The organism is Bacillus sp. EB01 (assembly GCF_000613125.1).
GTDB lineage: Bacteria > Bacillota > Bacilli > Bacillales > Cytobacillaceae > Bacillus_D.
In genome coordinates, this window is sequence record NZ_HG964497.1 from 3,332,165 (window position 1) to 3,358,326 (window position 26,162).

Annotated in this window: 29 protein-coding genes, 1 riboswitch and 1 other annotated feature; of the genes, 14 read left to right on the forward strand and 15 right to left on the reverse strand. The window is 41.9% G+C overall.

Features of this window, described 5'->3' with window-relative positions:
• Window positions 1-50: 50 nt before the first annotated feature.
• The 4 genes from TY16_RS15225 (at window position 51) to TY16_RS15240 (ending at window position 3,007) form a co-directional block, all read left to right on the forward strand.
• The gene (locus TY16_RS15225) at window positions 51-533 is read left to right on the forward strand and encodes an RNA polymerase sigma factor (RefSeq protein ID WP_043932706.1); all 483 of its coding nucleotides are present in this window, start codon (window positions 51-53) and stop codon (window positions 531-533) included.
• On the forward strand, window positions 534-1,988 hold the full coding sequence (locus tag TY16_RS15230) for a zf-HC2 domain-containing protein (protein WP_043932707.1): 1,455 nt from the start codon (window positions 534-536) through the stop codon (window positions 1,986-1,988). It begins immediately after the preceding gene.
• 14 nt (window positions 1,989-2,002) lie between these two features.
• The gene (locus tag TY16_RS15235) at window positions 2,003-2,560 is read left to right on the forward strand and encodes an HD domain-containing protein (protein ID WP_043932708.1); all 558 of its coding nucleotides are present in this window, start codon (window positions 2,003-2,005) and stop codon (window positions 2,558-2,560) included.
• 75 nt (window positions 2,561-2,635) lie between these two features.
• Window positions 2,636-3,007, forward strand: coding sequence for a VOC family protein (locus TY16_RS15240; RefSeq protein WP_043932709.1), 372 nt, complete (start codon window positions 2,636-2,638; stop codon window positions 3,005-3,007).
• 86 nt (window positions 3,008-3,093) lie between these two features.
• Here the strand turns inward: TY16_RS15240 and TY16_RS15245 are convergent, their stop codons facing one another.
• Both TY16_RS15245 and TY16_RS15250 read right to left on the reverse strand, forming a co-directional pair.
• Window positions 3,094-4,323 carry an MFS transporter gene (locus TY16_RS15245; RefSeq protein WP_155922259.1) on the reverse strand — a complete coding sequence of 410 codons (1,230 nt, stop codon included), beginning with the start codon at window positions 4,321-4,323 and terminating at the stop codon, window positions 3,094-3,096.
• A gap of 326 nt (window positions 4,324-4,649) precedes the next feature.
• Entirely contained in the window at window positions 4,650-5,879 is a 1,230-nt protein-coding gene (locus tag TY16_RS15250; protein ID WP_043932711.1) for an NAD(P)/FAD-dependent oxidoreductase, read from the reverse strand.
• Between the two features lie 251 nt (window positions 5,880-6,130).
• Here TY16_RS15250 and TY16_RS15255 point away from each other — a divergent pair, with 251 nt between their 5' ends.
• Window positions 6,131-6,691 carry a hypothetical protein gene (locus tag TY16_RS15255; RefSeq protein ID WP_043932712.1) on the forward strand — a complete coding sequence of 187 codons (561 nt, stop codon included), beginning with the start codon at window positions 6,131-6,133 and terminating at the stop codon, window positions 6,689-6,691.
• 379 nt (window positions 6,692-7,070) lie between these two features.
• On the opposite strand, the gene TY16_RS15260 is transcribed toward TY16_RS15255, so the two are convergent.
• Window positions 7,071-7,325, reverse strand: a complete 255-nt coding sequence (locus TY16_RS15260) for a hypothetical protein (protein WP_043932713.1) — start codon at window positions 7,323-7,325, stop codon at window positions 7,071-7,073.
• A gap of 199 nt (window positions 7,326-7,524) precedes the next feature.
• Window positions 7,525-7,962 (reverse strand): hypothetical protein, encoded by a 438-nt coding sequence (locus TY16_RS15265; protein ID WP_155922260.1) that lies wholly within the window; start codon window positions 7,960-7,962, stop codon window positions 7,525-7,527.
• A gap of 253 nt (window positions 7,963-8,215) precedes the next feature.
• Between TY16_RS15265 and TY16_RS15270 the strand changes: the two genes are divergently transcribed.
• Window positions 8,216-8,944, forward strand: a complete 729-nt coding sequence (locus TY16_RS15270) for a GDSL-type esterase/lipase family protein (RefSeq protein WP_043932715.1) — start codon at window positions 8,216-8,218, stop codon at window positions 8,942-8,944.
• 75 nt (window positions 8,945-9,019) lie between these two features.
• Complete coding sequence (locus TY16_RS15275; protein WP_052342754.1) at window positions 9,020-9,607, forward strand: M15 family metallopeptidase; 588 nt, start codon at window positions 9,020-9,022, stop codon at window positions 9,605-9,607.
• 81 nt (window positions 9,608-9,688) lie between these two features.
• Here TY16_RS15275 and TY16_RS15280 read toward each other — a convergent pair whose 3' ends face one another.
• From TY16_RS15280 to TY16_RS15295, 4 genes are all read right to left on the reverse strand, one after another.
• Entirely contained in the window at window positions 9,689-10,057 is a 369-nt protein-coding gene (locus tag TY16_RS15280) for a response regulator (protein ID WP_043932716.1), read from the reverse strand.
• Window positions 10,058-10,121: 64 nt separating this feature from the next.
• Window positions 10,122-10,208, reverse strand: a riboswitch (cyclic di-GMP riboswitch).
• A 618-nt stretch (window positions 10,209-10,826) separates the two neighbouring features.
• On the reverse strand, window positions 10,827-11,027 hold the full coding sequence (locus TY16_RS15285; RefSeq protein WP_043932717.1) for a CsbD family protein: 201 nt from the start codon (window positions 11,025-11,027) through the stop codon (window positions 10,827-10,829).
• A gap of 129 nt (window positions 11,028-11,156) precedes the next feature.
• Complete coding sequence (locus TY16_RS15290) at window positions 11,157-12,419, reverse strand: dicarboxylate/amino acid:cation symporter (RefSeq protein WP_043932718.1); 1,263 nt, start codon at window positions 12,417-12,419, stop codon at window positions 11,157-11,159.
• Window positions 12,420-12,531: 112 nt separating this feature from the next.
• Complete coding sequence (locus TY16_RS15295; protein ID WP_043932719.1) at window positions 12,532-13,578, reverse strand: M42 family metallopeptidase; 1,047 nt, start codon at window positions 13,576-13,578, stop codon at window positions 12,532-12,534.
• Window positions 13,579-13,820: 242 nt separating this feature from the next.
• Here TY16_RS15295 and TY16_RS15300 point away from each other — a divergent pair, with 242 nt between their 5' ends.
• Window positions 13,821-14,129 carry a hypothetical protein gene (locus TY16_RS15300; RefSeq protein ID WP_043932720.1) on the forward strand — a complete coding sequence of 103 codons (309 nt, stop codon included), beginning with the start codon at window positions 13,821-13,823 and terminating at the stop codon, window positions 14,127-14,129.
• Between the two features lie 551 nt (window positions 14,130-14,680).
• On the opposite strand, the gene corA is transcribed toward TY16_RS15300, so the two are convergent.
• The gene (gene corA / locus TY16_RS15305) at window positions 14,681-15,628 is read right to left on the reverse strand and encodes a magnesium/cobalt transporter CorA (RefSeq protein ID WP_043932721.1); all 948 of its coding nucleotides are present in this window, start codon (window positions 15,626-15,628) and stop codon (window positions 14,681-14,683) included.
• 333 nt (window positions 15,629-15,961) lie between these two features.
• Window positions 15,962-16,174, forward strand: a binding site (T-box leader).
• Between the two features lie 69 nt (window positions 16,175-16,243).
• Here corA and proS point away from each other — a divergent pair.
• Window positions 16,244-17,674, forward strand: coding sequence for a proline--tRNA ligase (gene proS, locus TY16_RS15315; RefSeq protein WP_043934772.1), 1,431 nt, complete (start codon window positions 16,244-16,246; stop codon window positions 17,672-17,674).
• Window positions 17,675-17,743: 69 nt separating this feature from the next.
• Here the strand turns inward: proS and TY16_RS26315 are convergent, their stop codons facing one another.
• Together TY16_RS26315 and TY16_RS15320 are read right to left on the reverse strand one after the other, a co-directional pair.
• Entirely contained in the window at window positions 17,744-17,917 is a 174-nt protein-coding gene (locus TY16_RS26315) for a hypothetical protein (protein WP_155922262.1), read from the reverse strand.
• Window positions 17,918-17,938: 21 nt separating this feature from the next.
• A complete protein-coding gene (locus TY16_RS15320) occupies window positions 17,939-18,139 on the reverse strand; it encodes a hypothetical protein (protein ID WP_043932723.1) in 201 nt (66 codons plus the stop codon).
• Between the two features lie 98 nt (window positions 18,140-18,237).
• On the opposite strand from TY16_RS15320, the gene TY16_RS15325 reads away from it, so the two are divergent.
• Window positions 18,238-18,807: an HAD-IA family hydrolase gene (locus TY16_RS15325; protein ID WP_043932724.1), complete on the forward strand. Its 570-nt coding sequence runs from the start codon at window positions 18,238-18,240 to the stop codon at window positions 18,805-18,807.
• Between the two features lie 351 nt (window positions 18,808-19,158).
• On the opposite strand, the gene TY16_RS15330 is transcribed toward TY16_RS15325, so the two are convergent.
• Window positions 19,159-20,325, reverse strand: coding sequence for a TIGR04053 family radical SAM/SPASM domain-containing protein (locus TY16_RS15330; protein ID WP_155922344.1), 1,167 nt, complete (start codon window positions 20,323-20,325; stop codon window positions 19,159-19,161).
• Between the two features lie 453 nt (window positions 20,326-20,778).
• Between TY16_RS15330 and TY16_RS15335 the strand changes: the two genes are divergently transcribed.
• Window positions 20,779-21,753: a C40 family peptidase gene (locus TY16_RS15335; RefSeq protein WP_043932726.1), complete on the forward strand. Its 975-nt coding sequence runs from the start codon at window positions 20,779-20,781 to the stop codon at window positions 21,751-21,753.
• 85 nt (window positions 21,754-21,838) lie between these two features.
• On the opposite strand, the gene TY16_RS15340 is transcribed toward TY16_RS15335, so the two are convergent.
• Window positions 21,839-22,177: a DUF3243 domain-containing protein gene (locus tag TY16_RS15340; protein ID WP_043932727.1), complete on the reverse strand. Its 339-nt coding sequence runs from the start codon at window positions 22,175-22,177 to the stop codon at window positions 21,839-21,841.
• A 66-nt stretch (window positions 22,178-22,243) separates the two neighbouring features.
• Window positions 22,244-22,576 (reverse strand): hypothetical protein, encoded by a 333-nt coding sequence (locus TY16_RS15345; protein WP_043932728.1) that lies wholly within the window; start codon window positions 22,574-22,576, stop codon window positions 22,244-22,246.
• Window positions 22,577-22,721: 145 nt separating this feature from the next.
• On the opposite strand from TY16_RS15345, the gene TY16_RS15350 reads away from it, so the two are divergent.
• Window positions 22,722-23,555, forward strand: coding sequence for an STAS domain-containing protein (locus TY16_RS15350; protein WP_043932729.1), 834 nt, complete (start codon window positions 22,722-22,724; stop codon window positions 23,553-23,555).
• A 43-nt stretch (window positions 23,556-23,598) separates the two neighbouring features.
• Here TY16_RS15350 and TY16_RS15355 read toward each other — a convergent pair whose 3' ends face one another.
• Entirely contained in the window at window positions 23,599-24,447 is an 849-nt protein-coding gene (locus TY16_RS15355) for a manganese catalase family protein (RefSeq protein ID WP_043932730.1), read from the reverse strand.
• A 211-nt stretch (window positions 24,448-24,658) separates the two neighbouring features.
• Here TY16_RS15355 and TY16_RS15360 point away from each other — a divergent pair, with 211 nt between their 5' ends.
• Together TY16_RS15360 and TY16_RS15365 are read left to right on the forward strand one after the other, a co-directional pair.
• A complete protein-coding gene (locus tag TY16_RS15360) occupies window positions 24,659-25,096 on the forward strand; it encodes a DUF2243 domain-containing protein (RefSeq protein ID WP_043932731.1) in 438 nt (145 codons plus the stop codon).
• 104 nt (window positions 25,097-25,200) lie between these two features.
• The gene (locus TY16_RS15365; protein ID WP_043932732.1) at window positions 25,201-26,097 is read left to right on the forward strand and encodes an NAD-dependent epimerase/dehydratase family protein; all 897 of its coding nucleotides are present in this window, start codon (window positions 25,201-25,203) and stop codon (window positions 26,095-26,097) included.
• The last annotated feature ends 65 nt before the right edge of the window (window positions 26,098-26,162 follow it).

Sequence of the window (26,162 nt, forward strand, 5' to 3'; positions counted from 1 at the left end):
TAACCTTTTTGGTTCTCGTTTGTCTGTAGTCGTTGAGAGGGGAGAAAAGGATGGCGGATCCGTTAGAGGAGCTCTATGAACAATACAAAAAGCCGGTATACACTTTCCTTTGCGCGTTGTGCCATAACCGTTCAGTCGCCGAAGAATTGACCCATGATACGTTCATTAAGGCTTTCAAGGGCTTGAAGAGTTATCGGGGGGATGCCTCGCTTAAAACATGGCTGTTCAGGATAGCCCGCAATACATATTTAAACAATGCGAAAAAAGCTTCTACGAGATACGAGCGGTCATTTGCTGAACCTGAACTTGAAGCAGCAGGCAGGTATGAAAACGCCGATGCGCAAATGGCGGTTAGGGAAACGCTCCTCCAGCTGTCCGAGCAGGAGAGATCACTCCTGACACTCCGGTCTCACGGGTTTTCGGTGGCCGAGATTGCTGTGGTTCTTGGCATGACAGAAGGGAGCATCAAGGTAGGACTTCACCGGGCAAAAAAGAAATTCAGGAAGTTATATTATGATGGGGAGGTGACTTGATTGAAATTAGATTGCGCGGTAGTTGAGGACCTTTATCCTTTATTTATGGAAAATGAAGTTAAGCAGGAAACCCGGGTTGCCATCAAAAAGCATCTCGAAAGTTGTCCTAACTGCAGCAGGATTTATGAAGAGGGAGCAGGTTTTACCGGTGAATTTGCGGGAGGTGGCTATCAGGAAGAGAACGTACCCGATTCACTCGATGACAAAATCCGCCTGAAAATCAAGCTCATTTGGATGCGAATAGTGGCTGTCGGCCTTGTGTTAATCATCCTCGTATCGGCCATTAATAACTATATTGACAATAGGCGGTTAATAGCGGACCGCTTTAATGACGTATACCGGTATAGTGAAGACCTAACTTTCCTAGCTCAACATCCACAAGAGATGAATGCTTTCACATCCTATCAGCTAAGCTATTCACAGGAAAAACTGAATGATTTTACTGAAAACTTGAATTGGCTGGAGAAGAGGAAGCTTCAGAACAGCTGGCTAAATGTAGAAAGCGGCGGTCTTGAGAAAATGATCAATACTCTCGTGAAAAGGCAGGAGCTTGGCCTGCAGGATGAAACGGATAGGCAGGCATTGGCAGAGCTTAAAACAAATCTTGATAGTCTTCATAAAGAGATTCAAGCTCAGTATCGCCTTTTCCACCACGGTTATAGTTCATATCTTGAATTGGTGGATGTGGAAAAATTTGCAAACGAGATAGCAAAAATCAATAAAACCATATATTTTTATACCCGGCATCACCTGACTTCAGCAGAAGCTGAGTTGCTAAGCGAGGACGAACTTGAAAAAAGGATTAGAGATGTTCTTGGTTTTAACAATGGAAAACTTGAACTTAAACAAAAGATAGACCAGCCTGTCATGTACGGTTTCAAACTGGAGAATAAGGGTCTTACAATCAATGGGGAAATTAACAGTTTTACAGGGTATATCATTGATGCTTCTTCACATAGTGAAACTGTACAGGAAAATTTGGATAGTATCGATTATAATGAGTTGGAAGAAAATGCGAGGGACATTTTGGAGCGGCAATATGGTGAGGATGCAGATTTCCAACTTGATTACCGGGAGGGATTTAATGGCATTCAGGATCAAAGCTATTTTGACTTTATTCCTGTCGTGGATGGGTACGAATTCTTTTTTCAATATGACCTGAAGAATACGGTTGTATTGAATCATAAAACTGGGGAATTTTCCGAGTTAAGGGCAAGTTCAATCCCGGTAGGGCCCGAATTTTTCTCATTTAAGCCTGAGGAGAAAATAAAGAAGGATAAGGCGGAACAAATTGCTACAAAGGACGCCGGAAAACAGGTTAAATATAAAGCAACCCAAGTGATTTATTCCCCACTTGCTGGCGGATACGTCCTGGCACATATATTTGAGGGCGATGGGGAAGAAATCTTTATCGATGCAAATAGCGGAATGGTCGTAGACGCGTATTACATGTAGAAAGGTTGAAATCGATGACGAAGGAAAAAGCTCTTCTATTCGCAAGTAAGGCCCATGAAGGCCAGACGAGGAAAGGAACTGGGTATCCCTATATTATGCATCCTGTTGCTGTAGGACACATTCTTGACGAATCGGGCTTTTCCGATGAAGTGGTGATGGTCGGCTACCTGCACGACACAGTTGAAGATACGGCGGTTACTAGGGAGGAACTCCTTTCTGAATTTGGTCCGGATGTCACTGATCTGGTTATGGCGAATACAGAAAACAAGCTGTTAAGCTGGGAGGAAAGGAAGCAGCATACCATAGACTTCGTTGCCGAAGCCCCGCTCAATGTCAGGGCTGTGATTGTGGCAGATAAGCTGGATAACCTAAAAGCACTCATTCGGGACCATGAAACATTTGGGGATGAGGTATGGTCCTTTTTTAAAAGGGGAAAGGAAAAGCAGCGATGGTATTATACAAGCATTGCCACGAACGTATTTGTCGGTCTTGAGCCGGATGAAGTTCCTGAGCTTTTCCACATTTTCAAAGCTGAAGTAGATATGTTCTTTAACAATAAGCTTTCCTTATAGTCTTAAATAAACAAATGGTAATTTCCTTATGAGTCTTTTCAAACTATACTTGGTTTTGAAGGGGTGGCGATGAGAGTGGCATATGAATTTAAGGCAATTGACCATATACAGCTGGCAGCACCTAAAGGCAGCGAGCAGGAAGCGCGCAAGTTTTATAGTGAGATTCTCGGGTTTTCAGAAGTAGATAAACCGCCTGTGCTAAAAAAGAGAGGCGGCGCCTGGTTTCAATCAGGCAGTATTCAGCTGCATATCGGAGTAGAAGAACCTTTTGTCCCGGCAAAGAAAGCCCATCCTGCATTTGAAGTCGGTAAGTTGGAAGAATTGAAGGAGCACTTGAAAAGGCGGGGCATCGAAGTGATAGAAGACGACAATCTTCCCGGGGCCAACCGGTTTTTCGTAAGTGACCCGTTCGGTAACCGGCTCGAGTTTTTAGAATGGATGAAGTGATAGAAACACTATTACTTTTGCAAAAGACATATACTACTAAAAAAAGCCAGTAGAGGATATGTTCCTCTAACTGGCTTTTTTACTATTTATATAACTTCAACTGTTTTCTGCTTCCGCTCGAATTTAAGGGCTACAAGCAGGAATGAACAGCCTGCAATCAGGCGGATAACTGAGCAAATTGCCATCGCAGAAAACATGCCAACCTGGCCCAGCAAATACACACCGAACTGTGGAGCGATAAACCCGATAATAGACAGCATGAATTGATAATTTGCCAAATAGCCAGCTCGGTTAACTTCCGGTGTTGCTTTAAGCAGCTGATTGAAGAGCAGTAAGTTTGTCCCGGAAACAAAGAGGCCAATCCAAAAATTAAGTGCAGTAAGATAAAACAAGTTCGTTGACAGCATGGTTAAGATTGGCGCGGTTGCCATACCAGCAGCAGCGATAAACAAAATCATTGTATTTCCATGCTTGTCGGCAGCCTTTGCCCACCACTTCACACTAATAATTTGGGCAAGCTGATTTGTTACCGAAAAGAAACTGAACCAAAGGGCTGTGGCACCTGCATCCCTGATATGGTAAATGCTGAAGAGGGACCAGGCCATTTGAGCGCCAATATTGAAGAGCACCGCACAAACCAAAAATGACAGGAAGGGTTTATGGCGAAATACATCCATCGAAAATTTCCGTTTTTGCAGCGGATTCTCTGTCTTAGTCACGACTGAAGGTGAATCCTGATGTTTGTATAAATAATAGACTTCAACTAAAGCGAACAGAAATCCAATGACGAATAGAACCTGATAGGGGAATGCGTCATCCTTGGCAAATTGCTGAAGGAAAAAGCCGGTTCCGAACGTGACTGCCATCGCGGCAATTGTAATCCAGCGGTTGCGAGTGCTAAAGAAATCGCCGCGCCGTTTCTCAGGAATCAAATCGCCAATAAGAGTTTGCCAGGATAAACCTGAAAGTGCCCCGGGAAAGTTTAACGCGGCTATTAAAAACACAAGCAGCCATGCGGCATAGGGTTGATCAACAAACGGGATGAACAGGATCAGCATAAACATTAATCGGGTTGCAAGTGTTGATATAACCGAAAAATTCTTTTTGCTTTTGGCTTTGTTTAGCCAAAGGGCTCCAGGGATAAGCGCTAGCATCGCGACAATGGATGGCAGGGAAGTAATCAGCCCCATTTGTTCGTTGCTCGCACCAAGCACACTTATAGCAAATAACGGAATGTATCCATTCACTGCTGTGGTTGAAACAGTTGATGCCAGTCCGTGATATATACTTAGTTTTTCATTGTTACTAACGTTCAAATAAGTCGTCTCCATTCATGTTTAAAATCACACGAATTGGATTGTAATACGCTTTATGAAGCATTACAAGATAAGCAGGCAAAAACAGTTAATTTTTCATGGCTTCTCCATCAAGAACGTATGCTAATCTGCTCAATGATAAAGAACAATCAAAAAATTGCAAGGGGTTCCAGCAATCCAAACGAAAAACCCTTCCATGGCCAGGAAGGGTAAGGGAGTTTGATACAGCATGGCATAAGGGAAGGTTTCGGGGGGAATGCCATGCTGCCCATTTAATAAGATATATAACAAGGAGGGAGGAATTGGGGGATTCCCGTCTCCTGTTGTTAATAATTTTGTTTTACAGTCTTTTTAATTGGCTCCTGGTTAAGGAAAAAGATTTGTTTAATGACAAGCGCAGGGCCGCCAAGTACAAACAAGTAGCGGTTTTCGATTACACGCTTCATGATGGCTGCAAACCAGCCGGAAATTTTTAATGGGCCAACTTTACCGACAGCTGCAAAATCGCCAATTGATGCGACAGATCCTTTGTGGTGATACTCAAAAGCTTTCAATTCTCCACCACGGATAGCCGCCAGAATATTTTCTCCGCAGACATCAGCCTGCTGCATTGCGACTTGCGCAGTTGGAGGAAGAGCTGTTTTTTCGTCCTTCATGAATAGGGCACAGTCGCCAACACAAAAGATATTTTTATAGCCTTTTACACGGAGGTCCTTCTCGACAGGCAATTTGCCCCGTTCAAGCGGGAGGCTGAACTTCTCTAGGATGGTATTGGCTTTAACTCCGCAAGACCATACAAGCGTCCGGGTAGGAATTTCCCTGCCGTCTTCAAGAATTACTTTCTCTTCCGTCAGGGCAGTAATCTTTGTTGAAGTCAGGATTTCAATATCGTGTTTTTCCATTACCTTGTAAGTGAATTCTACAAGTTCCTTGCCAAAGAAAGGAATAAGGGAATCAGCCGCTTCAATTCCAATAATTTTAACTTTATCAAAAGGAACTTCATGCTCCATGCAAAGCTTCGGCAATCCTTCACCAAGTTCACCCATCATTTCAATGCCAGTGAAACCGCCGCCTGCAACAACAAATGTCAACCTAGATGGATCCTGATCTTCTTTATACAGCTTCATTTGCTTAATAATTTGGTAATAAATCGCTTTAGAGCTGCGGAAGCTCCGAATTTCAAAAGCATGCTCCTTGATTCCAGGAATTCCGAACGTTGCAACTTCAAAGCCGAGAGCAACAACCAGATAATCGTAGGAAATAACTTCACCAGTTTCAAGGCATACCTTCTGACTTGAAGGGTCAACAGAAGATACGGTACCGGTCATGAAACGAGTTTTTTCGGGATTGATTAGCTCAGGAATGGATAGTGCGAGTTTACGGTCACGCGCGGTACCAACACCGGCTTTATGCAGCTGTGTCGTAATATAATGGTACTCATGCTTGTTGATCAGCGTAACATTTGCTTCACCCGTGCGGAGAAGTTTCTCAATTTTTTTATCTGTGATAAGGCCGCCATAGCCGCCTCCTAAAATAACGATATGTGGTTTTTGCATCCGAAGTCCGCTCCTGTCCAAAGGAAAATGTGGTTGTGAAATTATTCACAAATAAAAATTAAAAAAAATAGCAATATCTTTGATGTATTAGTATTGTGAAACATTTCACATGTTTTATGATATTTCTAGATTAATACAATTCATAAAATTACACAATACCTTTTTAAAAAAAGATGTGAATTTTTCATAATTTTTTTCTGAAATGGAAATAGTAACCGAGTAGAATTGATTTTGACATAGGAGATGATTGAATGCGTTTGGCAGCTGGAACTATTGCCCTGATGCTGCTTCTGCCATCGGTAGCAGCAGCGAACACAATGATTCAAAGTCCACCTCAGGAACAGGGAACTGAAGCTCATGAAGGCAAAATGGGATCGCAAGGGAAGCATAGGATGCCATTTGAGGTGAAAGAAGTCGAATTGCAGTCCTGGGCGGAAAAGTACACACCTGAGAAGGCTGAGGAATGGAAAACAGTTCTCGCCGAAAGAAAGCAGCTTCATGATAAATGGATGAGTCCCGAGATGGCACCAAAACGTGAAGCTTTTGAGAAAGAGAGACAAGCTAAAATCGAAGAAATCAAAGCACTCAGGCAGCAGTTTGAAGCAGGCAAACTTACAAGGGAAGAATTCCTGAAAAGAGCACACGAGAAAATGCAGCACAATGGCGCCACTACTATGAAAGGCCATGCAGTGTACCCTCGCCTCCATGCAGCTGTTGAAAAAGGTGATACAAAAGAGGCCGGACTTCTGTTAAATGAATTGCTGGCTTTCTTCAAGAGTCATAACGAGAGACTAGCGGACAGGATGAAATAATTAAAGGGCGCCAATTTGGGCGCCCGCTTTTGTTTTTATAACTGTTCTAACGGTTGCTTGTAAATAATTCCCGCTCCCTGCTTATAAGAGTAGCTATCCCGTTCGTAACCGCCACTTGCAGGCTCACAGACAACCTTGTTTGAATAACGTGAATGATCGAATGATGAGTAGCCAATGCCAGTGGAATACCGTTGGACGCTGTGGCTATTGCTGCTTCTGATAGAATAGAACCGTTTAATGAGTCATTCCTCCTCTCCGGCCCATTGGCAGGCCAGTATTTCTCACATGGCTAACATCCTTAAACATCTTATCTTATTCCCGATTTCCAAAGAAAAAAACCGGAATATTTAAAAAATACCCGGTTTTTTAAGTATTAATTTTATTGACAGGTAGACGGTTGACCTTTAATAGACTCCAGAGCTTTTATGATTGCAGCGGCAGCTTGATCAGGGTTATCGAAGTGAGAGATTTGACCTAAGTCGAGCAGCCGAACCTGAAATTGTTCCGTTTCCTTCGAATATTGTAACGTTAATACTTCTTTTTCACCTGATGAAAAAATATGAGTCACATTGGATTGAACATATGGATTTTCTTTTAGTTCCTCAGCTAAATGATGCAGAACAGCGTAATCCATCCTTACCAGCCCCTTTAAATTGGATATCCTTTTCCCCTGGCATATAGAGATGGTTGAAATAGGTTGTTTTACTAAGTGTAGCAGACAAAACCAATCATAAGCCGTTATTAACACGATATTAAGGAGAACTTAATATGTTTGAAATAATAAGAAATGTGGATCTCTAGCTCTCATTCTGATAGAAAGAGGAAGTTCATGCTCAAGTATAAGACTTTCGTGCATTTTCATATTCTGCTACGTCCAAGAGGATATAGTCACAGTAATATACAATAACGACAGTACCTTCATCCAGCTGTTCAAGTTTTTTTACGACATCCTGGTTCCTGCAAAATAGAGGGACATTTACTTGACCATTAAAAAAGACAATATAGGAAAACGAATCAGGAAAAGGGGAGTCTTGAGAACGGATACCAACAAACTTTCCGGAAAAGGAAGAAAGCTCAGCTCTTGTTTTTGTTTCTAACTCCCTTGCCTCCTTTAACAGCTTAGATCTTGTTTCGACCAAACATTCTTGCAAAAAGAAAAGAAAGGCAACAAAGCCCATCAGAATCATGGTAATCTCCAGTGTTTTACTAGGGGGTGGTACTAGCAATCCTATCGTCCAAAATAACAGTGCAGCTGCAAGATGGTAAAACATTTTTATCACCTTCTTGTGCTTGATGGAGACAAAAAGGCCGCCAATCTAGTATCCAGGCAGCCGAGTCAATGAGGTCGTTTTTTTTTTGTAAAAGATGCTTACCTTCAATCTAAGCATATATCAAAGACAACTATTTAGTAAACAGAAATTTCAGTTAATTCAAATAATAATTCATCTATAGTTTAATTGATTGCGATTAGCCGATTTGGGTATAAAACAGTGTAATCAAAGAGAAGCACTAGGGGGAACATCTATGAAATGGACAAAAGGAATCATCATAATAGCAGTATTGGCAGCCGCAGGGCTGGCAGCCTATATCTCATTTGCGGATAATGGGGATGCCGGGAAAGGGGAGACTGTCATAATGGCCTTTGGCGATTCGCTAACCTATGGCCAGGGAGACAGGGACGAACAGGGGTATGTAGAAAAGCTTGAAAAAGAATTGAATAATCGCTACCCAGGTGAAACCTTCAAAATCGAGAACTATGGTGTAAAAGGGCGCGAATCGGGCGGGGTCTTAACAGAGATTGCCAATCCAAAAACTGCAGCGAACCTTAAAAACGCCGATTACTTTATTCTGTTTATAGGAACAAATGATTTTATTAACAGCAATGGAGGAAATCTAAATCAACTGCATCCTGACAAGATTCAGGAAGACCACAAAACCTACATGCGGAATTTAGAAATGATCATTGACATCCTTAAGAAAGCAAATAAAGATGCTCCGATGCTCGTACTTGGACTTTACAATCCCTATCCTGAAGGCGGGGATCAAATTGAGCAAATCATCGATGAATGGAACAAAGCCACGATAAAACTTGTCAACACAAAGGACGAGGTTGCCTACGTTCCGACTAATGACCTTTTTAAAGGAAAAGAAAAAGAAGCGTTTTTTAGTGATGAACTTCACTTAAATGAAAAAGGGTACCAATTGCTCGAGCAAAGAATCCTCGAAGAATATCAATTCGACAAGCATAAGTGATGGAATCTCTCGGTTAAAAGGGTAAAATGGTAAAATGGTATCAAGACAACATAGATTGCCTTTTGGAGAGAGTAAATGAAAAATTCTAGAAGAAAACGAAAAAACAGAAGAACAAAAAATCTCATCTTCCTTTTCCTTGTAGCCGGCGTTCTGTTCCTCGTCTGGAGGTCAATAGGATACCCAGGACTTTATTATCCTGGAAAAAATGCGCCAATGCCATCAGCACTTCACCCTGAGGTAAAACAGAAAGCGGACACGCTCGTTAGCCGGGCAGCCGAAAAAGGCATTACTATTCAAATTTATGAAGGCTTTCGCAGCAATCAGGAGCAGGAAGAGCTATACGCGCAAGGACGAACTGAAAAAGGAAACATTGTCACACACGCCCGTGCCGGCGAGTCTTATCATAATTTTGGACTGGCTGTTGATTTTGCACTCCTTACAAAGGATGAACGGCTCATATGGGACATGGAATATGACATGAACGGCAACGGCCGAAGTGATTGGAACGAGGTTGTTGCAATCGCTAAGGAGCTAGGTTTTGAGTGGGGCGGCGATTGGCCAAACTTTAAGGATTATCCCCACCTTCAAATGACCTTCGGATTATCGATAAGGGAGCTCCAGTGGGGGAAGAGGCCGCCGGGAAGCAATATTGCGGAAAAATAGGATTCATATGAAAAACGGCGGGCCATCGGGACCCGCCGTTTTATGTATGAAAGGGATCAGCTTTCGTCGCAAGTTTTTAAGTTAACATTGACCTGACATCTCAAGCTGTTCAAGAGTGGCCAACAGGCCATTGAAATCGGGTTTTTGGATAAATCCCTTTGCCCCTTGCTCCAGTGATTGGGTTACCAGGCAGTCATCCTTGAATGTAGACATCATAAAGACCGAAGCGTTCGGATTGATCCTAACAATTTCCCTCAATGTTTCGTATCCGTTCATTTGAGGCATGAGAAATTCAAGCATGACGATATCAGGATTTATGGCCAAAAATTTTTGGACTGCCTGCTTCCCATCTTCGGCCTCTCCAGTGATTTTGTACTGGGTTCTGTGAAGCTTTTGTTTAAGTACGCTTCGGATAAAGAGAGAACGATCAGCAACTAATATTGATTTCATGTGCAAGAACCCCTTCGCCATTTTAAAAGGCAAATCAGGTAAAGATCATTTTATTTGTATATGTACCTGCAACCCGGCTGCCATGACAATGTCTTGTTTTAGGCCCGTGGCTTTGCGTCTTTTACTTTCGTAAAATTTGCCCTTTCTCACATACTAGCACGAGTAACTAGTTAAACAATAGGACTTTTGTCATAATTATTTCGACAAAGCGAACGCGCATTCTTAACGGGAATTAGCGGAAAACCCTGTAATAATAAGAAATATGAGGAATTTAATGAGTGTGATGGAGATGAGTGGATAGGGTTGGGAAAATTTCCTCATTGTGCATTCGGACAGCGGCTATGGGTTAGCTGAAGGGCGCTTTGTGCCAGTTCAAGAATGGACTGTTCCTCTCTTTACCGAACATCGTACCAGTCCGATAAGTGAAATTTGTGTCTGGATTGTGAATAACGTTGATATATTCAAAGATGTGGTAGAGAAAAATTGAGATGAAATGACTTGCCACAAGGTTTTTAACAACGGCCGGCGGCCCCGGATTCAACCTTGACATATCGTAGTGAGGGGGAAAATGGATAAGGATTCTTGATATTCATAGATGTTTTGGAGGGAAGTACAATTTTCGTTTCGTGATATATATATGCCACCACTACTTGAAGCAAGGCACCGATTAAGCGGATATAGCAATAATCCAAACAGGTGAATCTAACGAAAAAGCCGCCCAACGTTCAAAGATGGGCGGCTTTCTTACGATATTAAAAGGAACTAAAGGTTATCTCATTCTATCTGCATGGTCATTGAATTTACTAGCGAGTTTTTCCTTGGCATGGCCTAGCTTTTCCTCTGCATGGCCCTTGCCCTTGTCAAAATTTCCTTCTGCTTCTAGTGATTCATTTCCAGAAAGTTTTCCAAGAGTCCTTTTCGTTTCACCTTCTAGCTTGTCGAATGCACCTTTCGATTCATGTTTGTTCATAGTTGTTTGCCTCCTTTGTTTGTTGCTCTACTCTTTCTATACCCTGAGTGGAGGTGGACCAAACAATGGAGGCCTATCATCGCGGTATACTAATATATAAAAAAGCACATTTTTAACGTTCTTGATAGTTTATGATGCGGCTTTAGGAGCAAGGGAGTTCTTTAGCCAATCCCTGCCTTCAACTAGGCGTGCAACAAGCATGGCACAAACAGTATTGCCAGTTGAGTTCAGCAGTGTGGCAGGTGCATCAATGATTGTTGAAATTACCGCGATAATTGGCAGTACTTCTGGTGGAAAGCCAAATACACTGATAATCAGCATTTCACCAATCATCCCGCCTCCCGGAATGGCGCCCATCACGGCCCCCACGAGAAACGCCACGGCAAGAATGCTTGCTATACTAGAAACGCTGGTCATCTCTTTTCCAAACAATCCAAACAGGAAGACAATTTTTAGGACACCGCCAAAAACAGATCCATCCTTATGGGTGTTGGCGCCTAACGGGATGACAGTTTCAGCAATATCCTTGGGCACACCCATCTTTTTTGCGGCCTCAAGATTGATTGGGATACTGGCGGCACTTGAACATGTTGCAATAGCGGTGACAGAAGGAGCCAGCGCATTTTTCCAGAATGTACGAACGCCTTCCTGGCCTGCTGCCAAGAATGCATATAATGTGTAAAAACCAAAATAATAGATGACGGTTAACCCTAGATAGAGTATGAACGTCCGCAGGTAGCCTTCGAGTATTTGCGGGCCAAGTTCTCCGATGACTGCAGCAAAATATGCTCCCAAGCCAATCGGTGCATAGTACATAACTATCTTGACCACTTTCATCATAACTTCAGTAGCAGATGATAGAAACAAAGCCACAGGCTTGCCTTTTTCACCTGTCATTGCGGTTGCCAGTCCAAATAGGACAGAGAATACAATCAATTGCAGCATATTGCTTTTTGAAAAAAGGTTTACGAAATCAGGGACTGTAACCGTAGCAACAAGCTGGTCAGCCAGCGAAATGTCCTGTGCTTCAGCTGGATCGGCTTTATCCATCATTTTTTCGATTGCTGCAACATCAGTGTTTTCAAGCGGATTAATAAGCGAAGTTCCAATAAATCCGATTACCGCAGATAAGGCGGCAGTAAGGAAAAACACAAGGAAAATGCTTCCCATTATCCTGCCTAGCCGTTTCATTCCTTCCATATTTGCAATTGAGGATGAAATACTGAAGAATACTAATGGAACGATAATCATAAATAATAGATTTAAGAATAAGTCCCCAAGCGGCTTTACAATAGCGGCATCCGTTCCGAAAACAACTCCGACAATACCCCCGATAACCAGTGCTGCAAGCAGGATGACGGAAGATGCGTAGGTTTTAAGAATCGAAGTCATACATTTACCTTCTTCCTGGTACTGTAATGTGTGTAGTAAGTATATTTTTTGTAAAAAGAATTATGAAAAGAGAGAGGGGACTGTCACAGATTTGTGCCATCCCCTTTTATGTTTAAACCATTTCCGACTGAACATATTCAACTAGAAGGGAGAAGGTATGTTCAAGTGAAGAACGATGTGTCCTCTCATATGCATGTGATGAGTCGATTCCAGGACCTACTAGTCCGTGGACGATGTCATGCCCGGATTTGATTGCTGCTGATGCGTCAGAACCGTAATATGGGTAAATATCAAGTTTGTATGGAATCCCGTTTTCTTCAGCGAGTTGGACCAGTTTTTTTCGTAATCCATAATGATATGGACCACTTGCATCTTTCACACAAATGGATACAGTGTATTCATCTGTCTGCTGGCCATCACCCATTGCACCCATGTCGACAGCAAGGTACTCGACAGTCTCAGGAGTAATATTTGAATTGCCGCCATACCCAATTTCTTCGTTATTTGAAAAAAGGAAATGAGTGGTATAAGGAAGTTCAATTCCTTCTGTTTTCACCTTTTTAATTAACTCAAGGAGGATTGCTACACTAGCTTTATCATCCAGATGGCGGGATTTCACATAGCCGGATTCTGTAACCTGAACCCGTGGATCAAACGAGACAAAATCCCCAACTTCAATTCCAAGTGCGCGTACTTCCTCGGCGCTATGTACCTTTTCATCAATCCTGATTTCAATATTAGCCTGATTGCGTTCTGCTTTGCCGGCATCTTTGTAGACATGGACGGATTGCTGGTGCATAAGGATTGTTCCTGTATATGTTTTTCCTGAGCTTGTTTCAATTGTACAGTATTCGCCCTCGATTGAATTGAAAGTGAAGCCGCCGATCAAATCAATCTTCAGACGGCCGCTTGGCTTGATCTCCTTAACCATCGCTCCTAGTGTATCAAGGTGGGCGGTCAGCATTCGATGCCTGCTGTCGTCTTTTCCTTTGAGACTTGCAATTAACCCGCCTTTTCTATTCCTGTTAGTTTCCAAACCAAGATCTCCGAGGAACTTTTCCACAAAAGCTATTGCTTTGTCTGTATTGCCTGTTGGGCTCGGAATAGAAACTAGTTCCGTCAAAACCGTTACAATTTCATCCGTATGTCCTTTTTCCATCAAAACCGCCTCTTTCTCTGTCTAATATTTCCTTACAATTATACATCCACAGTAAGGCAGTGTGAAATAATTTCATATTCTTCATGTCAGCCGTGAATTTTTTAAAGGGGAAGGCATACGGTAAAAGGTGGCAGATTTTTTCCAAAAGTTGATTAAATCTATTCCAGGAGGGGTAATAATGTGAATACAGAATGGGTACAGCTTTTGCCTATTCAAATTAAAAAGATAGTGGGGGAGACAAAGTGACCAGGTACGAAATGAACCATATACAACCTAAAAAAACGAATTTGTACAAGTGGATTGCGACATTTGCTTTCTTGCTACTCTGTATAGGGCTCATGTTAGGATTCAGCAAATATGCGCAAAGCACAATAAAAATAGAGGCGCCACAAATAGATAACGGGCGAAAAGTCATCGTCTATCTTCCAAATGGAAAAGAAGTTTTTACCTATGAAAATCTCATTGTTAAAGAAGGCGACAAGCTTTTATATAAAGGTGAACGAAACACTCTCGACCTGACCGGCGGGAAAGTTGAATATAAAGACTGGTAAAAACAAAAGCGCAAGCGCCTTCGTGACAGGCTAAGAACGCCTGTCCCTGCGATGATTATTCTAAGGAGCTTTCCTTAGTGGTCATCGCCGTACAAAATGGAGGGACTTCGACTGAGATAAAGGAATCACGAAGAGCGATAGCGATTCGATGATGACTTATCGTAGGGAGGAGGCCTGAAGTTTGCGCACGCGTAAGCGCTGGAGCTGGATGCACTAAAAGAGGGCTGCACCCGAGTATGGGGGCAGCCCTTTCTATATGTAAATACATAAAATTGGGGTTATGGAAAAGAGAACGACCCATATAACGATGGTGGATTAATCTTGACCTGCGGGAAGGGATTAATCCACCAAATCCTTTTTGGTGGATTAATCCTGTGCCTTCGGGAAGAGATTAATCCACGAAATCCCTTTTGGTGGATTAATCGTGTGACTTTGGAAAGAGATTTGTCCACGAAACCTCTTTTGGTGGATTAATCGTAAAGCTGAGGGAGGAGTTTAATCCACGAAAATATTTAAGGGAACCCGTGGTTAGTTAAAGGAGTTGATTAGAGCTATTTAAACCAGCCCTTCCTCCAGAAAAACAGGAACATGGACAAGCCGATCAAACCCATAACCCCTAATGATGCAAAATATCCATACTTCCATGCAGTTTCAGGCATATACTCGAAATTCATACCATAAATACCGGCAATAAAAGTCAGTGGCATGAAAATGGTTGTGATTACGGTTAAAACCTTCATCACCCGGTTAGTTTCATGTGAATTCATCGACAGCACGCTATCTCTAATATCTTTTGTCAATTCCCGATTGGAGTCCACTAAATCCGTCAGTTTCAGCAGGTGGTCATGAATATCAGAGAAATAGGCAGACTTGAGCTGAAGCTCGGTAAGCTTTTGAGAGTTGAGCATCCTGTATACCAAGTCCCTTGTGGGAGCAACAGTATGACGCAGCACTAGCAAGTCTTTCCGGATATCAAAAACTTCCTTTAACAAGTCTTCAGTAGAACCTCCTGTATAAGCCTCATCCATATCATTCAAATGGTCTTCAATCCTGTAAAGGGGCGGAAAATAATTATCAACCAATTGGTCCAGAATGTGATAAAGAACGAGGGACGGGCTATAGGTATCCTGGTTTTTTGATGTAAGAACCCTCCGCCATATCTCACTAATTTCCGGTGATGGATGATTATGAAAGGTTACAATATAATTTTCAGCAAGGAAAATGTTGACTTCCTCTTTTTCAAGAGTTACCTGGTTAATCGAATGGGCGACGAAAAAGGTGTAGCCTTCATAATAATCCAGCTTCGGTCGCTGCTTTCTGTGCAGGCAGTCCTCAATTGCAAGGGGATGGAAATTAAGCGGGCTGGCAAGCCTGGTGACTTCATCGTCCGTTGGGTTATTAAAATCAATCCAGTACCAAGATTTCTTATTTAATAAAGCTTTTATTGGAGCATTTTCTTGTAAAATGCCGTTTTCTCCAAAGGAAATTGTCCGTATCATAAGTAAGTAATTCTCCTACATGCTTTTATAACATCATAGCAAAGTTTACGAGTTAGTGAAAAACTTGATTCATGTATTCTTGTTTTCTGAATATTCCGCGGTTTAATAATTATTTTTAAAATCGATGAATTAATTTTAAAACTGTTAGAAATAATTAAAATACTGTTAGAATTAATTCGAAACTCACTTAATTATTTTCCCATGAGTTTTGGGTATAAACTAATTTAATGACTGCCAACGGAATTTTTGTAAAAGGAAAGACGGCAAGAAAAAATTTCCGTTCAAAATTTGACTTTGCATATTGGGATTTTATATAATTTTGTAAAATTAACAAAAGAAACTGTGATGGGGAATAGTAAAATGGATATGCACCTTTCCAGAGAGGAAGCCGATTGCTGAGAGGTTTCCAGGCTGCACATTTGAACCTGCCCCGGAGTTCTGTATCGGGCATATTAGCGAAGATACGGCGGAATGTTCCGTTATACGATAAGTGCGCAGGGAGTTCCTTGCGAATTAGGGTGGTACCGCCAGGCCATGGTCCCTTTTTATGGGATTATGGCCTTTTTTGTATGGAATCGGAAACGGCCGCAGCCACTTAAAAAGGAGAGATATAACATGAAAAAAGAATTTGTCCAAAGTATTACTTCAATGGATGTTGATTTTGCCCAATGGTATACCGATGTTGTCACAAAAGCCGACCTGATTGATTATTCATCAGTTAGAGGATCGATGATTATTCGCCCATACGGGTATGCCCTTTGGGAAAACATCAGGGATGCACTGGATGCACGCATTAAAGCCACAGGGCATGAAAATGTATATATGCCTCTTTTTATACCAGAGAGTCTGCTTCAAAAGGAAAAGGACCATGTCGAGGGCTTTGCACCTGAAGTGGCCTGGGTGACACACGGCGGTTCTGAACAATTGGCTGAACGTCTTGTTGTAAGGCCGACTTCCGAAGTTCTTTTTTGCGAGCATTACAAAAATATCATTCATTCCTACCGGGATTTGCCTAAGCTGTATAATCAGTGGGCTAACGTGGTAAGGTGGGAAAAAACAACCCGACCGTTCCTGCGTACACTGGAGTTCCTATGGCAAGAGGGGCACACCGCGCATGAAACCGATGAGGATGCGCATGAAGAAACAAAGAAGATGCTTGATGTGTATGCGGATGTACTTGAAAATATCCTGGCAATTCCAGTTATAAAAGGACAAAAGACCGAGAAGGAAAAGTTTGCTGGCGCTAAATTCACATATACTGTAGAAAGTCTTATGCATGATGGAAAGGCACTGCAATCAGCGACATCCCATCATCTAGGTAATGGTTTTGCAAAGGCTTTTGGCATTCAATTTTTAGATAGAGAAGGGAAGCTGCAGCATGTCCATCAAACATCTTGGGGCTTTACCACCAGAGTAATCGGGGCGCTGATCATGGTTCATGGTGATGACAGGGGACTTGTTATTCCCCCTAAAGCGGCGCCAACCCAAATTATGATCGTGCCAGTTGCGCAACATAAGGAGGGTGTCTTGGATTTTGCTTACACTCTTAAGGATAAATTATCTACTTCTTTCAGGGTTGGTATTGATGCGAGTGATAAACAACCTGGCTGGAAGTTCAATGAATATGAAATGAAGGGCGTTCCTATCCGGCTGGAAGCAGGTCCCCGTGATATAGAAAAAAATCAGGTGGTCCTTGTGAGAAGGGATACTGGCGAAAAAATTGTCACTCCGCTCGATGGTCTGGCTGAAAAGCTAACATCATTGCTTGATGAAATTCAGAACAACCTATTTACAAGGGCGAAGGATTTGCTCGAAAAGAAAACATCTACTGCAACAACCATGGATGAATTCAAAGCACGTCTTGAGGACAATCCAGGCATGATTAAGGCAATGTGGTGCGGAAAGCAAGAGTGCGAGGACAAAATCAAGGAAGAAACAGGAGCTACTTCAAGGTGCATGCCATTTGATCAGGAAAAAGTCTCTGAGAACTGTGTTTGCTGCCGTGACAAGGCTGAACACCTGGTAGTCTGGGCAAAGGCTTATTAAAAATCAAAAAATCCCGTTCCTCTTAAGCAAGGTACGGGATTTTTTTGTGAAGCTACACAAAGTTACTTATTAATCATCTTTCGTCTTCTCATCAGAGCTGCTTTTGTTTTCTGATATAATTTTTTCGATTTTCTTTGTATCACCTTTAGCATTGATAATGCTGACCAAATCTGTCATGTTTTCGGCAATTTGCTCATCATCGAGGCGGTCGCTGTCTGTTAATGCTTTCTCGTCTTTATTCATTATTTCACCCCTTGAAATGGCTTATTCTTCAAATTCTTCCCGATCCTGTTTTTCGGGATCTGTGTAAGGGCTATTTTCACCTGAATTATTAGTCGGACGGTCACTTTGCTTGTTGCCTTCTTCATCGACTACAGGCGGCGCTGGATCTTCGGCATTACCGCAGCCAGCAACACTAAAAATAAGGAATAGTGCGGCAATGCCTGCTTTTCCAATTTTAAGCATGGGCTACCTCCATCTTTGCTGTTTTAGTATTTATATACCCATAAATCGGGATATTTAACAGGAAAAAGGAAACTGTCTAATAGGAGAGAAAAAATACAATGAATTTTTTATGGGATTTTGATGGAACAATCTTTGATACATATCCTTCTTATACAAAATTGTTTAGTGAAATTACCGGAAATCGTATTTCAGAGGAGGAGGCGTTTGCCCAGCTTAAGGTTTCGTTTGGTCATGCCTTTTCTCATTTCGAGCTGTCAAATGAGGAGAGCACCCGAATGAGAAGGGAAGTCAGGCTGATTGGCATAGATAAGTTCAAGCCTTTTCCTGGAGTGAAAGAAGTCTTAAAGAAGGCTGAAATAAACGTCATCATGACTCATAAGGAAAAAGAGGATGTCGGCAAAGTCCTGGAGTATTACGGACTTAGCGGCTACTTTACGGAAATTGTCGGACAAGAAGATGGTTTTCCGAGGAAGCCGGATCCTGCCGCATACCGATATCTTCACAACAAATATCACATTGATCTAGCAATTGGTGATAGGGCGCTTGACCTTGAACCAGCGCGAATTCTTGGTATCCGGACACTTTCATTTCAGAATAGGGCTGCTGAAGCGGACTTTTACCTTGATGACTATCGTGACTTTTCTGAAAAAATAGTGCCTCAGCTCTGATGGTAATTAACCTAAAACGGTGACCTGATGCTTATTCGGTAACAGTGAGGGTTCTCTGTGCCAAAACTGAGGCACCAGGACTGCAAAAGGTAAAAGACGAACTCTATCAGTGCCCGAACGGAGGCACTGCAAAAGGTAACAGAGGAGCTCTATCTGTGCCCGAATGACGGCCCAAGGATTGTAAAAGGTAACAGAGAAGCTCTATCAGTGCCCAAACTGAGGCCCGAAAAAATAGAGTACATGTACACCGAACACACAAGATTCAAGAAGGATTTACCCAAACCAAAGTAGCCCTAGCCATAATGAAAAAAGACAGCCTATTTTGAAGGCTGTCTTTCTCATGTTGATTAATTAAACTGTTACTGCTTCTTTGCCGCGCATTGCTTTTGGAATGTATACGCAATATGGTTCGCTTTCCATATAGTCACCTGTGACTGCATATGTCCTCGAGCGGGAGCCGCCGCAAATTTTATTGAACTCACAAACCCCGCATTTCCCTTTGTATTTATCAGGCTGGCGAAGGTTTTTCAATACTTCGGATTCTCGATAAATAGTCGCAAGCGGCTGCTCACGGACGTTTCCAACTACAATTGGCAGAAGTCCGCTTGGCAATACATCCCCGATATGGTCGACGAAAATAAAGCCATTTCCATCATTTACGCCTTGAGGAGCACGCTTCAGTCCGTCGATGATGCCTTCCTGGTCCATGGTCATTGTATCTTCATAGCGAATTTCGCCGCGGTCAATTACATGATCGCGGGCTTTTTCCTGAAGAACTACCCTGCGGTAGTGCTGGGCTGCAGTCGTTTTAATATCATATGGTGCAGTTTTGCTAAGCTGATACAGCCAGCGGAACACTTTTTCATGCTCAGCAGGAGTAATACACTTGTCTTCCTGGCCGCGTCCAGTTGGTACAAGAAGGAAGATGTACCACATAACTGCGCCCAATTCAGCGACCAGCTTTGACATTTCTTCTAGATGGTCATAATTATAACGGGAAATAACTGTATTGATTTGCAATGGCATTTCAAGCTCGTTCAAGTATTTAATTTTTTCAATCGTCATGTCGAATGAGCCAGGAACTCCCCTGAAAGCATCATGAATTTCAGCGTTTGGCGCATCAAGGCTAAAGCCCCAGCGCGAAAGTCCTACATCTTTTGCCTGTTTCATTTTTTCCTTTGTAACATTGTCAGTAGCACTTGGTACCATTGAAACTCGCATACCTTTTTTGACAGCGTAATCCGCAAGCTCCATCAGATCCTCGCGCATCATACAATCCCCGCCGCTGAAAACGAGCATAGGGTTGCCCATGTTATAAATCTGGTCAATCAGATTAATTCCTTCTTCATGATTCAGTTCACGTGGATCCTTCGTTAATTGAGCATCAGCGCGGCAATGCACGCATTTCAGCTGGCAAGCCCTTGTAACTTCCCAGATTACGATAAATGGGTTTTCATTATAGTCCATTTTCGGTCCTAGGCCCATATTCCCATGCGGATGTCCGCCTGGATGTCCCATTCTATGTGGGTGGCCGCCTGGATGCCCCATTTTTTGTGGATGTCCCATACCTTGCATTATCATCACCATGCTTCTCTGAATTTTAGTCATGCATCTGTTCTAGTAACCAACATAAACATGATGTTCTATACGTTAATTATAAAAGTTAAAAACAAGGAAAAAGGAACTGGATTGTTACGATATTTCTACATTACTGTGCCAAAAAATAAAACAGTATAGCAGAATACAATATTTATATATTACATTTCGGTTACAGAAATATTTCAAGAGAGTGATAGATTTAGCAGGGAAATCCAGTTTTAATGGGGATTTGAGGAAATTCTTCCATGTAAAATAAGGGGATATATTTTCCTGTAGAGGGCTTTTTTGTCTATGTGACCATATTTTAGAGGTGTTATTGGTGTTTAAAATTCCTTTAAGATGGAAATACAAACAAATTTAGGAGATGACACCATGAAAAAACAACTTACAACTTCAGCCATTGCGGCCGGAATTCTTTTTAGTACATTTAGTGGACAAGCTAGCGCTTCTGAAATATATAAAGTGAAATCTGGCGACAGCCTTTGGAAAATCTCGAAAAATTATAATCTGACAATCTCTCAATTAAAACAGTGGAATTCACTATCGGGTGACACAATCTATGTAAATCAATCACTTAAAGTATCAGCCCCCGAATCAACTACTGTAAAAGCCTCTCCAGCTACTTATACAGTTAAATCTGGTGATACATTATGGGAAATTTCGAGAGACTATAACACAACTGTCAGCAAGTTAAAATCTCTAAATGGCCTTTCCGGTGACACAATCTATGTTGGCCAGGTATTAAAAGTTGAAGGTACAGCTTCAGTTGCTTCAGCACAGACAGTTACAAGCACTTCAACATCAACATCAACGTATACAGTAAAATCAGGCGATACATTGTCAGAGATCGCGGTAGATTTTAAAACGACTGTATCCGCAATTAAATCTCTCAACAACCTTACGAGTGATATCATTTATGTTGGGCAAACTTTGAAGGTTTCTGGAACAGCATCATATACTCCAGTTAGAACAGCAACTGTACAAACTTCATCCACTGTTGATGCATTGATCGCGGAAGCGAAAAAACATCTTGGCTCACCATATCTTTGGGGCGGAAATACTCCTGCTGGATTTGACTGCAGCGGCTATCTGAAATATGTGTTCGCAAAGGTTGGCGTTACAATTCCGCGTACAGTTGCAACAATTTGGGATGCAACAAAACCAGTATCTTCTTTAAAAGCGGGAGATCTCGTGTTCTACACAACCTATAAGGCAGGCCCTTCCCATGCTGGCATTTATCTAGGAAATAATAAATTCATTCATGCTTCATCCTCAGGTGTAATGATTACTGATATGTCTAACTCCTATTGGAAGCCTCGTTATTTGGGTGCAAGAACTGCTTTTTAAAAAAAAAAGGGCATAGGCCTGATAGTTTTCCATACCCAAACATATAAAAATTAAAACACCGGCGAATATTTGCCGGTGTTTTAATTTATTCATTACCCGCCCATTTTACAAGCATATGTGCAAGCATATGGCGTTCTTCTTCATTCCCGGCGTTCCAAAGCTCCAATAACAGTGCTTCTTCACGGTTTTGCGGCTGGGCATTATCTGCAAGATAATTTGCGACCTTTTGGGCCCCAACGGCTAACTGCTCCTCATCCATCCCGAGCCGCTTGCCAAGCTCGACACGTTTGCCAAGATAGTTTTTAAATTCGTTAAAATCTTGAAGTTTATCATACATTTGATCCTGATCGATGCGGTCTACGACTTCATCTACTTTTGAGGCATCAAAATCGCCATCTTTGTGCATTGCATGGTCCTTTTCCATATGAAATCCCTCCTAGCATTTGTGTATCCCTCCTCTTTTATCCAAAAGGAAATCCTGTCAAACATGCTATCCAAGGTTGTCGTGGATAGAAGGGATGTAAACATCTTGCAGAAAAACAACTTCTTTGAAAAAGCTTTTAATTAGCAGCCATCTAGCAGGATAGGTTTTTATAAAATCTTCAGCACACACATTTGAATAGATTAAAAGCATGTTGACGTGTTTTGAATGTTTCCTAAGGTCAAAAAGCAGGGCATGGAAATTCGTATAATGGATATATAGCTGACAGGGGTTTAATTTAACTGTCTTAAGACCTTTTATCCTTAGGAAATCGTAAAGTGATTGCTTTTGTTGGATTGAGCCAATCAAGCAATCTTCATTAACAAATACTATTGCATCCATTTAATTCTCCCAGTATCATTGATATAAACAGTTATTGTCAGAAAGTTATAAAAATATTCATATATTGACCAATGACTTCAAATTTTTCATTGCAGGCTATTCATGATACTGTGGATTTAAAACCAACAATAGTAGGAGCGAAAAAATGCCCATGAAACTAAGTGAGCTCAAACAGCATTTTAGCGATAAAATCGAAGAGAATAATGAATCGCTCACCGAAACATTAATGAAAGAAATGTCCCGATTCTATAATTATGAATTTGTAAATGAGGAAGCAAAAGAACGTACCACACGATACTTCTATGATTTAGTCAGGATGGTTTCCGAAGGGCTGAAAGATGAAGATGTAAAGGAGCAGGCGTTTAAATGGGGAGAAGGGATAGGCTTTTATTCTGTTGAAAATAATGGTGACCTGGGCAACACCATTAAAGGCGCTACAGTTTATAAAAATGTAATATGGTTGTTTATTTTTGAGGAAGGCAAGAAGATTAACGCTGAACCTGACGACATGCTCCATGTAATCAGTGAGATAGACCATATTTTTAATATGATGGTTCATGGCTTTAGCACTGCTTTTACAAGCAATGCGGAAAAATTGTTAAAAGAATCCCGGGATCTTTATCTAAAAATTTCGGTACCCATTGTTCCTATTACACAAAAGCTGGCTGTCTTGCCGCTGATTGGTGAAATAAATGAAATGCGCTCGGAAACCCTGATCGTTGATACTCTGGATACATGTGTTAAAAAAAGGCTGGAAACATTGGTTATCGATTTATCCGGAGTAGTGGAGGTAGACCTGATTGGAATCGAAGTGTTATTCAAATTGCTCCGTTCCCTAAACTTGCTGGGTGTCAAACCGGTCATTACAGGGATGAGGGGAGAAATCAGTAAAACCTTCGTAAACCTCGGAATCAACCTTGAAAATATCGCAATCCATAGCAATCTGGAGCAAGCATTAAAGGAATTGGATTTTTTTTAAACACAATAAAGGCTTCCGTCATTTTTGACGGGAGCCTATTTTTTTACTCTTTATGAAGTTTTCTTTGTTCCATATCAAGCGGGAGGGTGTTATGGACATTTGGCGGTGCAGGAGATAGCTCCGGCTTCACTCCTTCCGGCTTTGGCTCACTCACATACTGATACTCGCCCTGGCCGTCCAGACTTGGCCCCTGGGCCCAGCGCCCTGTGGCACTTTGTTCACCTGCAGAGAAGTTATAAAGATTGTAGGCGACATCAAGCCGCTCCTTCTCGCGTGGGAATGTGCTTGGTGTCAATTTGCCTTCTATCTCCTCAAGCTCGGCAATGGCTGCCATCCATTGATTTTGATGATAGGCATCGCGGGCAATCAATACAGACAGGAGATCCTTTACACCACGATCATCGGTCATTTCATACAATCTTACTGCCTGAAGCCGGCCTTGAGATTCTGCATGAAGATTTGAACGGAAGTCGGCAAGAAGGTTTCCGCTTGATGTAATGTAACTTCCCATCCATGGATTGCCGACACTGTCACTAGGTCGTGCACCAAGTCCTGATACTATAACATGCTGCGGATTCATTCCGCCCATAACGGCACCAATCAGCGGATCTTTCGCGGCATCTTCCTGTGCGGTTACAGGAGCTTTATCCAGGAGTCTGGCCACCAGGGTAGCTAGCATTTCCACGTGGCCGATTTCCTCAGTCCCAATGTCGAGAAGAAGGTCTTTGTACTTTTCATTTCCTCGAGTACTCCAGCCTTGGAATAGGTACTGCATGGCAACAGTCATTTCACCAAACTGACCGCCTATGAGTTCCTGAACCTTTTTTGCGAATAACGGATCAGGCCTGTCCGGTTTTGCCTCAAATTGGAGTTCTTTAATGTGATAAAACATATTTATTCCTCCTTTCAATGGTAAAGCACAAGGATTGCTATCAATGCACAAGAATCTATTACCCTCATGAGAAGACTAAAAACGGGAAATTGTACCAAAGTTGATTGGGAAATGTTGGTCTGGTTGGCCCCCGATACCCAGTTCAATTTGGGTTTATGCCCTTGGTAATCCGGCAATAATGGCAGTATGAAAAAGGAAGGAGGCAGCTCTAATGAAATCATTTTGGGGACCGTTTCTATTTGGAATTGGCATCATCGGTATGCTAGATGGAATTATTCTCCACCAGCTCTTACAATGGCACAGTATATATATGCATACAAACCGTGAAGGCCAGATTTTCAGTGATGGACTATTTCATTTATTTGTAACGGTTGTCATCTTAATTGCCGGTGTATTAATGTGGCAGGATAATACCTCAGGGAGAAAGGGAAGCCTATATACATTTTGGGGCAGTTTTTTGTTAGGTGCCGGAGGCTTCAACCTGGTTGAAGGAATTGTAAATCATCATTTGCTCCGTATTCACCACGTAAGGCCATATAGCCCCTACTCGGTTATTTATGATTTAAGTTTTGACGGCATTGCAATTCTGATGCTTGGAATTGGCTGGTTCTTATATAAAAAAGGGAAACGGCCAGCCCAGTCTTCCTAGAAGCTTTACAAGGCTTAAAGATTTAAAACTTCCTCTTACTAATTCGTGTCACTGGAACTTAATTCTTTTATAATAGAAGTAAGCTGGGGAAGGGGGAACTATGAATGAAGAAGGCATTAGTTTTAGGAGGAACGCGGTTTTTTGGCGTGCATTTAGTGGAGTCGTTGCTGGAGAATGATTTTGCAGTTACAGTGGCGACAAGGGGTAACACGACACCGCGCTTTTCTAAAAAAGTTGATTCGATCGTTGTGGACCGTACAAAACCAGAAAGCGTCAAGCATGCTTTTAATGATACAAAATGGGATATAGTTTTCGATCAAATTTGCTATACACCTAATGAAGCTCTTCTAGCAATAGAGACTTTCGGAGGAAAAACTAAAAAGTATGTTTTCACTTCAACTAAATCTGTTTATGACAGTCTAGAGCCGAAGCCATCTTATGTGGAATCAGACTTTGACCCATATACATATAACTTTGCAGTGGACAGCAATAATGAACTTGAATATGGGGAAGGAAAGCGTCAAGCAGAGGCAGTGTTCTTCCAAAGGGCCCCGTTTGATGTGGCTGCAGTCAGAATACCAATTGTTATGGGAGCGGAGGATTATACTGGCCGGCTTGATTTCCATATTAAAAAGGTTCTGGCAGGAGAAGATATCTTTTTCCCGGATATAGAAGCAGAAATGGATTATATCCTGTCAAAAGAAGCTGGTCACTTTATTGCCTGGGCGGGTATATCCGATGTTACTGGCCCGATCAATGGAAGTTCCAATGGAACGGTAAAAATGAAAGAAATTATTACTTTAATTGAAGTTGCCACTGGAAAAAAGGCACATCTTGCAAAGCAAGCAACCGACGAAAATCACTCTCCATATGGAGTTAGAGCCTCCTGGATAATGAGCAATGAAAAAGCGAAGGAAAGAGGATATAAATTTTCCGACGTTCACCAGTGGCTGCCAGATTTAATTAAGAAATCTGCCGAAAAGCTTGATAATAAAGGATAAATTCAGCGGATTATCAAACTGCTATCACTTTGAAAGCGATTGATAGCAAAGTGATTAATATTAAA